The 13,505-nt window shown below is 58.5% G+C and carries 9 protein-coding genes; 8 read left to right on the top strand and 1 reads right to left on the bottom strand.

Going from position 1 to position 13,505, the window contains the following annotated elements; translation table 11 throughout:
• Nucleotides 1-22: 22 nt before the first annotated feature.
• Nucleotides 23-166 carry a helix-turn-helix domain-containing protein gene (locus ACUUL3_RS05805; protein WP_448555453.1) on the bottom strand — a complete coding sequence of 48 codons (144 nt, stop codon included), beginning with the start codon at nt 164-166 and terminating at the stop codon, nt 23-25.
• 399 nt (nt 167-565) lie between these two features.
• Between ACUUL3_RS05805 and uvrC the strand changes: the two genes are divergently transcribed.
• From uvrC to cooS, 8 genes are all read left to right on the top strand, one after another.
• Nucleotides 566-2,419 carry an excinuclease ABC subunit UvrC gene (gene uvrC / locus ACUUL3_RS05810; protein ID WP_448555454.1) on the top strand — a complete coding sequence of 618 codons (1,854 nt, stop codon included), beginning with the start codon at nt 566-568 and terminating at the stop codon, nt 2,417-2,419.
• Between the two features lie 285 nt (nt 2,420-2,704).
• Nucleotides 2,705-3,538 carry a Fe-S cluster assembly protein NifU gene (gene nifU / locus ACUUL3_RS05815; protein WP_448555456.1) on the top strand — a complete coding sequence of 278 codons (834 nt, stop codon included), beginning with the start codon at nt 2,705-2,707 and terminating at the stop codon, nt 3,536-3,538.
• Nucleotides 3,535-4,755, top strand: a complete 1,221-nt coding sequence (nifS, locus tag ACUUL3_RS05820; RefSeq protein ID WP_448555458.1) for a cysteine desulfurase NifS — start codon at nt 3,535-3,537, stop codon at nt 4,753-4,755. Before nifU ends, nifS begins: the two co-directional genes overlap by 4 nt.
• A gap of 27 nt (nt 4,756-4,782) precedes the next feature.
• The gene (locus tag ACUUL3_RS05825) at nt 4,783-5,739 is read left to right on the top strand and encodes an FAD-dependent thymidylate synthase (RefSeq protein ID WP_448555460.1); all 957 of its coding nucleotides are present in this window, start codon (nt 4,783-4,785) and stop codon (nt 5,737-5,739) included.
• 99 nt (nt 5,740-5,838) lie between these two features.
• Nucleotides 5,839-7,602, top strand: a complete 1,764-nt coding sequence (locus ACUUL3_RS05830) for a formate--tetrahydrofolate ligase (RefSeq protein WP_448555462.1) — start codon at nt 5,839-5,841, stop codon at nt 7,600-7,602.
• A 398-nt stretch (nt 7,603-8,000) separates the two neighbouring features.
• On the top strand, nt 8,001-10,220 hold the full coding sequence (pilB, locus tag ACUUL3_RS05835) for a type IV-A pilus assembly ATPase PilB (protein WP_448555464.1): 2,220 nt from the start codon (nt 8,001-8,003) through the stop codon (nt 10,218-10,220).
• Between the two features lie 295 nt (nt 10,221-10,515).
• A complete protein-coding gene (gene folD, locus ACUUL3_RS05840; RefSeq protein WP_448555466.1) occupies nt 10,516-11,403 on the top strand; it encodes a bifunctional methylenetetrahydrofolate dehydrogenase/methenyltetrahydrofolate cyclohydrolase FolD in 888 nt (295 codons plus the stop codon).
• 63 nt (nt 11,404-11,466) lie between these two features.
• Nucleotides 11,467-13,464, top strand: a complete 1,998-nt coding sequence (gene cooS, locus ACUUL3_RS05845; protein WP_448555468.1) for an anaerobic carbon-monoxide dehydrogenase catalytic subunit — start codon at nt 11,467-11,469, stop codon at nt 13,462-13,464.
• Nucleotides 13,465-13,505: the final 41 nt, after the last annotated feature.

Raw genomic sequence — 13,505 nt, forward strand, 5'->3', positions numbered from 1 at the left:
TCCCGAAAAGATTGGGAAAATTTCAGAGAAAGGCTCGATAGGCGCAGCCAAGGGCACGGGCCATCTTTCTGGCGTTTTCCTTGCCGATGGTTCGCTTGCCGTTCTCCATTTCGGAAATATGCCGCCTTGGTATCCCAGCCGGTGAATTCCGGAAATCCGGGGACATGGAAATCCGGGGACATAATACTTATTTTTCGGGAAATCCGGGGACATAATACTTATTTTTCGAAAAGATTGGGGAGAAAAATGGGGACGGAGCCTGGTTTTTGAGGTCAATTCCAAACCGCTCCTGGAGATTTTCTTTTTCCTTGCCCCTCTTTTCAGTTGCCATACCGATAGTCCTCGCTCACGATCCTGCCTGACACCTGACAAAGTAGTTACCAGAATGCCACCCCGTAAGCAATCCCCAAAAAATACTGGGGAATACGGGGATGCGGCAGAACGACAATCTGTGTAGCCACCATGCTGCCGCCACTCCTGTTTGACAAAATTCCCCGGGAAGGGTAGTCATATCGCAAAGTCCTTGGCCTATCCGCCACGAGAACAGCGCCGGATGACAGCGATCATGCCCCCATTTGATTTCAAAGAATTCCTCCCCACCGTTCCCTTGCAGCCAGGGGTTTATCTGATGAAGAGCCGGGCAGGCGAGGTGCTGTATGTGGGCAAGGCCAGGGAGCTGCGCAAGCGGCTCTCCTCCTACGCCCGCATCGATCAGGCCCAGCATGGCAAAACCGCCATGCTGCTCTCCCAGGTGCGCCTAATCGAGACCATTGTCACCAATACGGAAAAGGAGGCCCTGATCCTTGAGTCCGCGCTGATCAAGCAGCACCGGCCCAAGTACAACGTCATTCTCCGCGACGACAAGAGTTATCCGCTCTTGAAAGTGACGGTGCAGGAAGAGTGGCCCAGGCTGGTGATGACCCGGCGGCGGGTCAAGGACGGGGCCCGCTATTTCGGCCCTTTTTCCTCTCCTGCGGCCATGTGGGAAACCATCCGCTATCTCAACTCGCTCTTCCCCCTGCGCCGCTGCAAAGAGGCGACCCTGAAGGCCAAGGCCAGACCCTGTCTCAATTTCCAGATGGGCCGCTGCCTTGCCCCCTGCGCCGGCATGGTGGAGAGGGAACAATACCAGCAGATGGTGCGCGAGATTCTTCTGTTCCTTGAGGGCAAAAATCAGCAACTTGTCAAGGAGCTTTCCGCGCAGATGGAATGCGCGGCCATTGAGATGCGCTTTGAGGAGGCGGCGGCTCTCAGGGACCGCATCAGATCCTTGACCAGCACCTTGGAAAAGCAGCAGATCGTCGCCCAGCATGGCAGGGATCAGGACATCTACGGTTTTGCCCGGCAGGGTGCCTCCGTTGCGGTGTCCCTCCTTTTTGTCCGCAAGGGGATCATCCGCGGCCAGCGTTCTTTTTTCCTGGCGGAACCACTGGGCAGCGATGCCGAGGTGCTGGGCGAGGTTCTGATGCGGTTTTATGAGGAGGACGGCCAGGATCTTCCCCGGGAAGTCCTGCTCCCCTTTGCCATCGAGGATGCGTCTCTTCTCGGCGACTGGTTGGCCGGGATGAGGCAGGGTCCGGTCGCCGTTCTTTTTCCCAAGCGTGGCGACAAGACGCGGCTTCTTGAAATGGCGGCGGCCAATGCCAATCAGGTTTTTGCCGAACGGAGCAAGAAAAGTCAAACCTGGCAGGCATTGGCGCAAGCCATGGCGAAAGCGCTCGATCTTGGCAAAAGCCCGGAACGCATCGAGTGTCTGGATATCTCCAACCTGGGCGGCCGGCATGCCGTAGGCTCACTGGTATGTTTTGTGGCCGGGGAAAAGGCGCACAGACACTACCGCCATTATGCCATCCGCACCGTGGAGGGCCCGGATGATTATGCCATGATGGCCGAGGTGCTCGGCCGTCGCTTCGCCCGGGGAGTTGCGGAAAATGATCTGCCGGATTTCTTTCTGGTTGACGGCGGCAAGGGGCAGCTCGGCATGGCCATGCAGGTCGTAGCCGGGCTGGACTTGAACGGCAGGGTGGAGCTTGCCGGTATTGCCAAGGAGCGGGAAGGGGAGGGGGAGAAGATATACCGGCCCGGCCGGAAAAATCCTCTGCTCCTGGGCGGCCATTCGCCGGTTCTCCTTTTTTTCATGCGGATCCGGGATGAGGCGCACCGCTATGGCATCACCCTGCACCGCAGGCTGCGCAGGAAAAAAAACCTGCTTTCCAGGCTTGATGCCATCCCCGGGGTTGGCAAGGCGCGCAAGGAGGCCCTCCTTGCCAATCTCGGCAGCCTGAAACGGATTGCCTCGGCAAGCCGCGAGGAACTGGCGGAAGTACCGGGCATAGGATCTGAGCTTGCCGCCCAGATCTGGCAGCATCTGCACGGCCGGGAAGGAGAGGGCGCGGAGGCCGGGAACAGCCAGGATTAATTGTTGCTTTTTGGATATTGAAAAATTAAGATGCCTAGTTCTTGATCGTGTTGTGCTTTGCCGGATTCGCAAAACAAAACCCCCAAAAAAGTCACAGGCCCGCAACAGAGAACCAAAGACATAACAATGTGAAAACCGATGGCAGAGCGTTTTTCCGCGAAGCCATCAATACCTTCAGTCTGGTTACAACTTAATCATATTGCCGTGAGGTCGGATCTTGCCGCTGGTTTGTCCGGTTTGGGCCGGATGAGCCTTGCGTCGCCAGGGAGGCCGGGAGAAAACACTATGTGGGAATATACGGACAAGGTCAGGGATCACTTCATGAACCCCAGAAATGTCGGCGAGGTCGAGAATGCCGACGGCGTCGGCGAGGTCGGTTCGCTGGCCTGCGGCGATGCCTTAAAGCTTACCTTCAAGCTCGACGAGAACGGCAGAATCGCCGACGCCCAGTTCAAGACCTTTGGCTGCGCCAGCGCCATCGCCTCCTCCTCGGCGCTCACCGAAATGATCAAGGGCATGACCCTGGACGAGGCGGAGAAGGTCACCAATGAGGATATCGCCGAGTACCTCGGCGGACTGCCCAAGGAAAAAATGCACTGCTCGGTCATGGGCCGCGAGGCCCTTGAGTCGGCCATCGCCCATTATCGGGGGATCCCTCTGCCCATGGCGGAGGGAGAGGTGGTCTGCGAGTGCTTCGGGGTCACGGACCTCGAAGTGAAGCGGGCCATTGCCGAGAGCAATCTTCGCTCCGTCGAGGAGATCACCAACTTCACCAAGGCCGGCGGTGGCTGCGGCAAGTGTCACGACCGACTGGAGGCGCTTCTGCGGGAAGCGCGGCACGAGGTGCAGCAGATCATCCCCGACAAGCGCCCTTCGCGCCTGACCAACATCCAGAAGATCAAGCTCATCGAAGAGGTTCTGGAGCGGGAGGTGAGGCCGAACCTGCGCAAGGACGGCGGCGACATCGAGCTGGTCGATGTGGACGGCGACTTTGTCATCGTTTCCCTGCGCGGGGCCTGCGGCACCTGCAAGAAGTCGCAGACCACCCTCAAGGAATACGTGGAAAAGAAGCTGCGGGAACAGGTTCTTGAAACCCTCATCGTCGAGGAGGAAAAATGATGACCAAGGTCGTCTACATGGACAACAACGCCACCACCCGGGTCGCTCCGGAGGTGCTTGAAACGATGCTCCCCTTCTTTTCCGAGCTCTACGGCAATCCTTCCAGCATGCACAGCTTCGGCGGTCAGGTGGGCAGAAGGGTCCGGGAGGCGAGGGAGAAGATCGCCGCCCTGCTCGGCGCGCAGCCCGACGAACTGCTTTTCACCAGCTGCGGCACCGAGTCCGATTCCACCGCCATTCTCTCCGCGCTCCAGTCGTCTCCGGAAAAGCGGCATATCGTCACCACCCGGGTGGAGCATCCGGCGGTGAAAAATCTTTGCGAAAATCTCGACAAGCTCACCGGCCACAAGCACCGGGTCACCCAGCTGCCGGTGAACAGCGACGGCACCCTCGACCTGGCCCTCTATGAAAACAGCCTGGATGACGAGACAGCCATTGTCAGCGTGATGTGGGCGAACAACGAGACCGGCGTACTCTTTCCCATCAAGGAAATGGCCGAGATCGCCAAGAGCCGGGGCATCCTCTTTCACACCGACGCCGTGCAGGCGGTCGGAAAAATTCCCATTGACCTGTCACAAGTACCCATTGATTTCCTCTCTCTTTCCGGTCATAAATTACATGCGGCCAAGGGAGTAGGTGTTCTCTATGTCCGTAAAGGAACGCCATTTGTTCCTTTCCTGATCGGTGGGCACCAGGAGCATGGCCGGAGGGGAGGCACCGAAAACGTCGCCTCCATCGTCGGCCTGGGCAAGGCTTGCGAGCTGGCAGGCAGGAACATGGCTGATGAGAATACCAGGGTCAAGGCCCTGCGGGACAAACTGGAAGATGGCCTGCTGGCCAGCGTTCCCAATTCGCTGCTCAACGGCCACAAGACCCTGCGCCTGCCCAATACCACCAATATCAGTTTTGAATACGTGGAAGGGGAGGCCATCCTGCTCCATCTTGATCGTTACGGGATCTGCGCTTCCTCCGGTTCCGCCTGTACTTCCGGTTCGCTCGAACCCTCGCATGTCATGCGGGCCATGGGCGTCCCCTTTACGGCGGCGCACGGTTCCATCCGCTTGAGCCTCAGCATCTACAACACTGAGGAGGATGTGGACTTTGTGCTGGAGAAGTTGCCGCCGATCATTGCCCAGCTGCGGGAAATGTCCCCCTTCTGGCAGAGCGAACACAAAGGCAAGGTCGGCGGCAGCCAGTGCAAATGCAGCTGCTCGTAACAGGGCTCACTCTGAAAAGGAAACAGCATGAAGGTAATTCCCGCTTCATTCACCATACTTGAAGAGTTGGACCGCCAGAGCATGGCGACCCGCATCGAGGCATGCGGCCGGCTCTGCTACAAATCCGAGGACAAGATCAGCGAAGACTCTGCCGAGCCCTTTGTGCGCGGCATCATCAAGCACGGCCACAATTCGGTCATGGAGATGGCGGCTCTGAGCCTGCGGGTGGAGGTGGACAGCGAGTCGCTGGTCACCCAGTTCCTCAATGTGATTCCGAAGTTCATCCAGTTCGACCGCCTTGAGAAAAAAAGCCTGCTTCTCACCGGCACGGTCCGGGCTTTTCGGGAACTCTACCGGGATTCGGGCGGCGTCAAGCTGATCAAGGCCATCGCCGGTTTCCTGGGCAGCCGCTATCCGCTCTTTTTTCATGACCTTGCCCCCAGGCATGGTTGGCTGCCGCAAGCCGGCGTCATCGTGGAAAAACTCACCCTGGCCGAGGTGGATCAGCTTTCCGCCGACCTTCTGGCCAAGCACCGTCATGTCGCCGTGCGCTTCGTCACCAACCGGGCCGTCACCCATGAGATTGTCCGGCATCGCCCCTGCTCCTTCCTCCAGGAAAGCCAGCGCTACTGCCGTTATGCCGATGACAAGTTCGGCAACGAAGTCACCTTTATCAGGCCCATGTTCTTCACGGAAGGAAGCAGGGAGTATCAGCTCTGGGAACAGGCCATGCTGGAGACGGAAAAAATTTATCTCGAACTTCTGAAGAGCGCGTCTCCCCAGGCGGCGCGCACCGTGTTGCCCAATTCCTGCAAGACGGAAATCATTGTTTTTGCCAATCTGCTCGAGTGGCTGCATATCTTCAAGCTGCGCACCCCGAAAAACGCGGAGCCCTCCATGCGTGAGGTGATGATTCCGCTGGCGCATGAATTCGGCCGCCTTTACCCTGCGCAGTTCGGCGAATTGAGCCGGACCCTTGTCTGAGGCGGACAGCCGTTATTCCGGTCGCGTGAGCGGTCCGGCCAGAATACGATGGATACGATGATTTTTTTTAAATCACTAATTTAGAAGAAGGAGAAAGAAATGGCTTTTGATGCGGTGAATATGGCAGACTGGCAGATTTCCGAGGCTGCCGAAAAGAACATGCCCACCCCTGAGGAGTGGCGGGACAGATTGGGACTTGAGAAAGACGAAATTCTCCCCATGGGCCGGTTGGCCAAGCTTGATTTTCTGAAAATCATCAATCGTCTTAAAAACAAGCCGGATGGCAAGTACATCGAGGTTACCGCGATTACCCCGACGCCTCTTGGCGAAGGGAAGTCCACCACTTCCTGCGGCCTGATGGAAGGCCTGGGCAAACGCGGCAAGAATGTCGGCGGCGCCCTGCGCCAGCCTTCCGGCGGCCCGACCATGAATGTCAAGGGCACTGCGGCAGGCGGCGGCAACTCCCTTTTGATCCCGATGACCGAGTTCTCCCTGGGGCTCACCGGCGACATCAACGACATCATGAACGCCCACAATCTGGGCATGGTCGCCCTGACCGCCCGTATGCAGCACGAGCGGAACTACAACGATGAGCAGCTGGCCCGCCTCACCGGCATGCGGCGGCTCGACATCGACCCCACCAGGGTTGAATTCGGCTGGATCATCGACTTCTGTGCCCAGGCGCTGCGGAATATCGTCATCGGCCTCGGCGGCCGCACGGACGGTTTTACCATGCAGTCCAAATTCGGCATCGCCGTGGGTTCGGAACTCATGGCCATCCTCTCCATCGCCACCGATCTGGCGGATTTGAAGGAACGGATCAACAACATCACCGTGGCCTTTGACAAGAGCGGCAAACCGGTTACCTGCCGCGATCTGGAAGTCGGCAACGCCATGGCCGCCTTCATGCGCAACACCATCAACCCCACCCTGATGTGCACCGCCGAGTACAACCCCTGCCTGGTCCACGCCGGACCTTTCGCCAACATCGCCGTCGGCCAGTCTTCCATCATCGCCGACCGGGTTGCCCTGAAACTCTTTGATTACAACATCACCGAGTCCGGTTTTGCCGCCGACATCGGCTTTGAGAAATTCTGGAACGTGAAATGCCGCTATTCCGGCCTCAAGCCGCATGTCTCCGTTCTCACCGCCACCATCCGCGCCCTCAAGATGCACGGCGGCGGCCCCAAGGTCGTGCCCGGCAAGCCGCTGGATGACGCGTACACCAAGGAGAACATCGCCCTGGTGGAGAAGGGCTGCGAGAACATGGTTCACCTGATCAATGTCATCCGCAAGGCCGGCATCAATCCGGTGGTCTGCATCAACCGCTTCTATACCGACACCGATGAGGAGTGCAAGGTCGTGCGCCGGATCGCCGAGGCTGCCGGTGCCCGTTGCGCCGAATCCAAGCATTGGGAAAAAGGCGGCGACGGCGCTCTTGAGTTCGCCGACGCGGTAATCGACGCCTGCAACGAAGAGAACGACTTCAAGTTCCTCTATCCGCTGGAGATGAAACTGCGCGACCGGGTTGAGATGATCACCAAGGAAGTATACGGCGGCGACGGTGTCGATTGGTCTCCCGAGGCGCTGGCCAAGGCCAAGATGCTGGAGAACGATCCCCAGTATGCCGACTATGCCACCATGATGGTCAAGAGCCACCTGAGCCTGAGCCATGATCCGACCCTCAAGGGCGTGCCCAAGGGATGGCGGTTGCCGGTGCGCGACGTGCTGATTTATTCCGGGGCCAAGTTCCTCTGCCCCTGTGCGGGCACGATCAGCCTGATGCCCGGCACCAGCTCGAATCCGGCCTTCCGCCGTATCGATGTCGACCCGGAAACAGGCAAGGTTTCAGGACTGTTCTAACCCTGGGGTGGGCAGCCAGGCTGCTCAAGCGAACCCTTTGCCCCTTTGGGTATAATAATCGTTTACACAGCATGGCATTCCGCACTGGCCAAAGGACGCACGTCTTTTGGCCAGTGTTTTTTTGGCGGTGCAGGCAGGAAAAGCGTAATCGTTTCCAGGGGTGGGAGCATGGCGACCGTTGATGTGGAGGCCGGCGAGGTCAAGGGCCTTTCCCAACGTCCATCCGTAATGGGTATTCGATGCCAAGGGCAGCGGGATTTTCCCGCGGCCCTTTTTTTGTCCCCGGGTTCAGATCTGCTTGTCAGATCAAAAGAAGATGTAGTATTAATTAGTACATTATCACGCGAATTTTCTTCGCTTTCTTTTCCATTCAACAGGGTAAAACCGCTCCTTCGGATATGGCGCAACCAGACAGTAAATCAAACCTGCGAGCCACGGTAAAGGATCAGTCCGGCGCCGGCAAAATCAAAATCGGCGAGCTTCTCCGCAAGGCCGGTCAGATCAGCAGCAATCAGCTTGACGAAGCCCTGGCCATCCAGAAAAAGAAGGGCGGCAGGTTGAGCAGCATCCTGTTGCGCCTGGGGCATATCGAAGAATCGACCATTCTCAACTTCCTGAGCCGGATGCACAACTACCAGCCGGTGTTCATCAGCCGTGAACCACCAAAGCCGGAAGTGCTGAAGCTCATGCCGTACGAGACCGCCAAGAAGTATCTTGCGTTCCCCTTGCGGCAGATCGGCAAAACCCTGCAGATCGCCATGGTGGAGCCGACCGACACCGGGGCGGTGGAGAATCTGCAGGCCGCGGTCAAGATGCCCCTTACCGTTTGCGTGGCCACGGAAAAAGATATTGTCGAGGCCTACAGGACCTTTTTCCAGATCAGCGATGAGGAATATCAGGAATTGATAGCCGCCGACGGCGGCGGCGCCGTCGAGGAGGAGGAGAAGGTCACCCAGATCGACGACTTCGGCGCCCTGGCTTCCGAGGCGGCGGAGGGCATGGAGATTGAGTCCTTTGGCGATGAGGCCTCAGCCGACCAGTATTCGGCCTCGGATGCGCCCATCATCAAGCTGGTGAACGGCATCCTGGTCAAGGCGGTGAACGACGGGGTGAGCGATATCCACATCGAACCCTACGAGAAATCCCTGCAGGTTCGCTACCGCATCGACGGCACCCTCTACAAGTCCATGAACCTGCCGCTTTCCATCAAAAACGCGCTCAACTCGCGGCTCAAGATCATGTCGCAGCTCGACATCACCGAGCGCCGGGTGCCCCAGGACGGGCGTATCCGCATCAAGCTGGGCAGAAGCCGGGCCGTTGATTTTCGGGTCTCCTCGCTGCCCACCCTGTTTGGCGAGTCCATCGTCCTGCGTATCCTCGACAAATCAAGCCTCAACGTCGATCTCACCAAGCTCGGTTTTGAGGAGAAGACCTTTGAAACCCTCAAACGCTGCATCAGCCGACCGCAGGGCTTGCTCCTCGTCACCGGCCCCACCGGCAGCGGCAAGACGGTAACCCTCTACTCGACCCTGAACTCCCTGAACAGCGAGGACACCAAGATTCTGACCGCTGAAGACCCGGTCGAGTTCAACTTCAAGGGCATCAATCAGGTCAACGTCAACAAGGACGTCGGCATGACCTTTGCCGCCGCCCTCAAGGCCTTCCTCCGCCAGGATCCGGACATCATCATGGTCGGCGAGATCCGCGACATGGAAACGGCCGAGATCGCCATTAAAGCGGCGATGACCGGCCATCTGGTTTTTTCCACCCTGCACACCAACGACTGTCCCGCCACCATCGGCCGTCTGGTGGATATTGGCATTCCGCCCTTCATGCTGGCCTCGGCCGTCACCATGGTTCTTTCCCAGCGCCTGGCCAGAAAGCTTTGCCCTCACTGCAAAGAGCAGGTTGAGATGCCGCCCAGGGAAGAATTGATCGCCATGGGCTTTCAGGAAAAGGATTTTGGACGGGATTTCGTCATCTACGGCCCCAAGGGCTGCCCCAAATGCAACGGCGGCGGCTACAAGGGTCGGGTCGGTCTCTTTGAGCTGATGGAGATCACCGATGAGGTCGCCAAGGCGATCAGCGCCGAGGTGCCCGAGGATCAGCTCCGCAAGATCGCCACCCAGGAGGGGATGACTCCCTTGCGGCGGGCCGGGGTGAAGAAGATCATCGAGGGGGTGACCAGCATCGAGGAGGTGCTGCGGCGCACGGTCATCACCGAGGAAAGCCTGCCGGCCTATCTGGTGCATCCCGACATCGAGGAGTACAACGACGGCGACTTCATCATCCGCCAGAACAACAACGATTGCGATTTCTTCAAGCTGGTCACCGGCGCGGTCTCGGTGGTGAAGGACGGCAAGAAGATCGCCGAGATCACCGAACCCGGAGAATACTTTGGCGAGATGAGCGCCATCTCCGGGGAGCCGCGCTCCGCCTCCATCACCTCCAAGGGGCGCTCCAAGGTGAAACGGTTCCCCGGTGACAAACTGCACGAGGTCATCGAGAAGTATCCCGATGTGGCAGGCCATCTTTTCAAGACCGTGGTGAACCGCTTGAATCAGGCCAACAACATCATCGTCAAACTGGCCAACGAGCGGGTCAGGAAGCCGGCCTGAACGGCTCGTCGCGGTTTTTCTTCCCTGCTTTTCCCTCCGCGGTCCTTTCCGCGCTTTTTTTTCTTCTCTTTTCCCCCGGAAAAGATATATTATATGCGCTTTTGCACGTATATATACCTATTGAAATGTCCTGTTTTATTGGGTAGTTTTGTTGACTCTCAATCCTTATAACCGCCTTTCCGCTCTGCCCTATGGGGTTTTTCCGGGAGGGGGGAGGCAAGGGGATCGTGTGTTTTCTCAGGTGCATAAGAACTTAATAGATCTCTACAACTTTTCGATATTAAGGAGAAAATAAATGAGTGCCAAAATTATCAGCGGGACCGAGGTTGCCAAAGCCATCCGTGAGGAGTTGAAGGTTGAAGTCGCGGAACTCAAGGATAAACACAATGTCGTTCCCGGCCTGGTGACGATTCTTGTCGGCGAGGATCCCGCCTCCCAGTCATACGTAACCGCCAAGAACAAGACCGCGCACGCACTCGGCATCTTCTCCGAACAGGTGACCCTGCCCGCCGACACCAGCGAAAAGGATCTCCTTGCCCTGGTTGACAAATACAACAAGGATCCCAAGGTCAACGGCATTCTCGTGCAGTTGCCCCTGCCCAAGCATATCAATGAAACCAATGTTCTTTACGCCATTGATCCGGTAAAGGACGTGGACGGCTTCCATCCCGTGAACGTCGGCAAAATGGTGCTTGGCGAGCAGTGTTTTCTTCCCTGCACCCCGCATGGCATCCTCGAACTGCTCTCCCGCAGCGGCGTTGAGACCAGCGGCGCCGAGGTGGTCGTGGTCGGCCGCAGCAACATCGTCGGCAAGCCCATGGCCAACCTGATGCTGCAGAAGCGCAAGGCCGGCAACTCCACCGTCACCATCTGTCACACCCGCACCAAGGATATGGCGGCCCACTGCCGCCGCGCCGATATCATCATCGCCGCCGTGGGCGTCCCCAAGATGATCACCGCCGACATGGTCAAGGACGGCGTCGTGATCATCGATGTCGGCGTGAACCGGATCGGCATGACCGCGGAAGGGAAGGCCATTCTCGCCGGTGACGTCGATTTTGAGGCGGTCAAGGAAAAGGCCTCCTTTATTACTCCGGTTCCCGGCGGCGTTGGTCCGATGACCATCACCATGCTGATGAAGAACACCGTGCAGGCGGCGAAGCAGGCTGCCGGCTTGATTTGAAAGTAGTCAGAAAGGATTTGCTTTTCTGTTACCTGGCGAACCCCAAGATACTGAGGACAAAAGATGGCGATCAAACGAAACGGATGTGAAGGCTGTACCGATATCACCTGCGCCTCCACAAAACAAGTTCTCTCTCAAGATATAGCAAAGAACGTCAAGACCGCTTACGACCGCGTCAAATCCCGCGGCATGTCGGCCTGTCTCTTCGGCTCCGGCGGCACCTGTTGCCGGAACTGCAATATGGGGCCCTGCCAGATCATCGACGGCGTCGAGGAGATGGTAGGTATCTGCGGCGCCACCGCCGACACCGTGGCCGCCAGAAACTTCGCCCGCACCGTGGCTGCCGGTTCCGCCGCCCACACCGATCACGCCAGGGAGATGGTCCGCGGTTTCATCGAGACCGCAAAGGGCCATGGCCCGCACCAGATCAAAGATGAGGACAAATTGAAGAAACTGGCCGAGGTTTTCGGTATTGTCACCGAAGGACGCGAGGTCAACGAGATAGCCGTTGAGCTGGGTGAAAAGGCGCTTGCCGAATTCGGCAAGCAGGACAACGAGCCGCTTTCCATGCTGAAGCGGGCCACCCCGAAACGGCAGGCCCTCTGGAAGAAGCTCGGCATCGCCCCCCGCGGCATCGACCGCGAGGTGGTGGAGATGATGCACCGCACCCACATGGGCGTGGACCAGGATTATGAGAACATCATGCTCCAGGCCTCCCGTTGCGCCCTTTCCGACGGCTGGGGCTCTTCCATGCTCTCCACCGAGTTGACCGACATCATGTTCGGTACGCCGGTGCCGCGGCGCGCCATGGTTGACCTCGGGGTTCTGAAGGCCGATCAGGTCAACATCACCGTGCACGGCCACGAACCGCTCCTGGCCGAGGCGCTCTGCATCGCCGCCCAGGAGCCGGACATGATCGAGCTTGCCAAAAAACAGGGCGCCAAGGGCATCAATCTGGCCGGCGTCTGCTGTACCGGCAACGAGATCCTCATGCGCCGCGGCATTCCGGTGGCCGCCGGTTTCGTCCAGCAGGAAATCGTCCTCTCCACCGGCGCGGTGGAGGCGATGGTGGTGGATGTCCAGTGCGTCATGCAGGCGGTCGCCGATGTGGCCAAGAGCTTCCACACCGATATCATCACCACCAACTACCGGGCCAAGATGCCCGGCGGCGTACACATCCAGTTCGAGGAACACGAGGCTCTGGAATCCGCCAAGAGGATCCTCACCAAAGCCATCATGAACTTCAAGAAGCGGGGCAAGTTTTATATCCCCAAGGAAACCAAGCTCGACGTGGTGGTCGGTTTCTCCCACGAAACCATCAACTACATGCTGGGCGGCCGTTTCCGCGCCAGCTACCGACCCTTGAACGACAACATCATCAACGGCCGGATTCGGGGTGTTGCCGCCATTGTCGGCTGCGACAACTTCAAGCTGGCGGACGACACCCACGAGATTATCGCCCGGGAGCTGATCAAGAACAACATTCTCGTTCTTGCCACCGGTTGCGCCGCCACCTCCCTGGGCAGGGCCGGCCTGGTCAATCCGGAAGCGGCCCGCTTCTGCGGAGATTCCCTGCGCGAGGTCTGCGAGACCGTGGGTATGCCGCCGGTTCTCCATATGGGTTCCTGCGTTGACAACAGCCGTATCCTGATCGCCGCCACCGAGATGGTTCGCCAGGGCGGCCTGGGCGACGATATTTCCGATCTGCCCGCCATCGGCACCGCTCCCCTCTGGATGAGCGAGAAGGCCGTGGCCATCGGCCAGTACTTCGTGGCCAGCGGGGCGCAGGTCGTTTTCCAGAGCCTGCCCACCACCGGTGCCAAGACCTTCAACAAATACCTGCTCGAAGGCCTGATGGGCCAGGTGGGCGCCCACTGGAACGTGGCCGAGGATCCCAGGGAGATCGCCCGCATCATGATCGAAAAGATCGAGGCGAAGCGTGATGCTCTTGGCATCAACAAGAAGAAAGAGCGTGTTCTCTTTGACATGGATATGCGTCGTGATCTCGGCACCGGCGGCGGCTTGAAGGATGTCGGTTGCCATGGGCCGAGCGCTTCCTGATCACTGGTGAGAAGACGTCGTTTTTTTAAGCAAGAATCAAG

Source organism: Thiovibrio sp. JS02 (assembly GCF_053485635.1).

What these genes read in the sequence shown, in the direction of transcription:
- folD (WP_448555466.1), top strand. Translation starts at nt 10,516, where the DNA reads ATGAGTGCCAAAATTATCAGCGGGACCGAGGTTGCCAAAGCCATCCGT.
- uvrC (WP_448555454.1), top strand. Translation starts at nt 566, where the DNA reads ATGCCCCCATTTGATTTCAAAGAATTCCTCCCCACCGTTCCCTTGCAG.
- ACUUL3_RS05805 (WP_448555453.1), bottom strand. Translation starts at nt 166, where the DNA reads ATGTCCCCGGATTTCCGGAATTCACCGGCTGGGATACCAAGGCGGCAT.
- pilB (WP_448555464.1), top strand. Translation starts at nt 8,001, where the DNA reads ATGGCGCAACCAGACAGTAAATCAAACCTGCGAGCCACGGTAAAGGAT.
- ACUUL3_RS05825 (WP_448555460.1), top strand. Translation starts at nt 4,783, where the DNA reads ATGAAGGTAATTCCCGCTTCATTCACCATACTTGAAGAGTTGGACCGC.
- ACUUL3_RS05830 (WP_448555462.1), top strand. Translation starts at nt 5,839, where the DNA reads ATGGCTTTTGATGCGGTGAATATGGCAGACTGGCAGATTTCCGAGGCT.
- nifS (WP_448555458.1), top strand. Translation starts at nt 3,535, where the DNA reads ATGATGACCAAGGTCGTCTACATGGACAACAACGCCACCACCCGGGTC.
- cooS (WP_448555468.1), top strand. Translation starts at nt 11,467, where the DNA reads ATGGCGATCAAACGAAACGGATGTGAAGGCTGTACCGATATCACCTGC.
- nifU (WP_448555456.1), top strand. Translation starts at nt 2,705, where the DNA reads ATGTGGGAATATACGGACAAGGTCAGGGATCACTTCATGAACCCCAGA.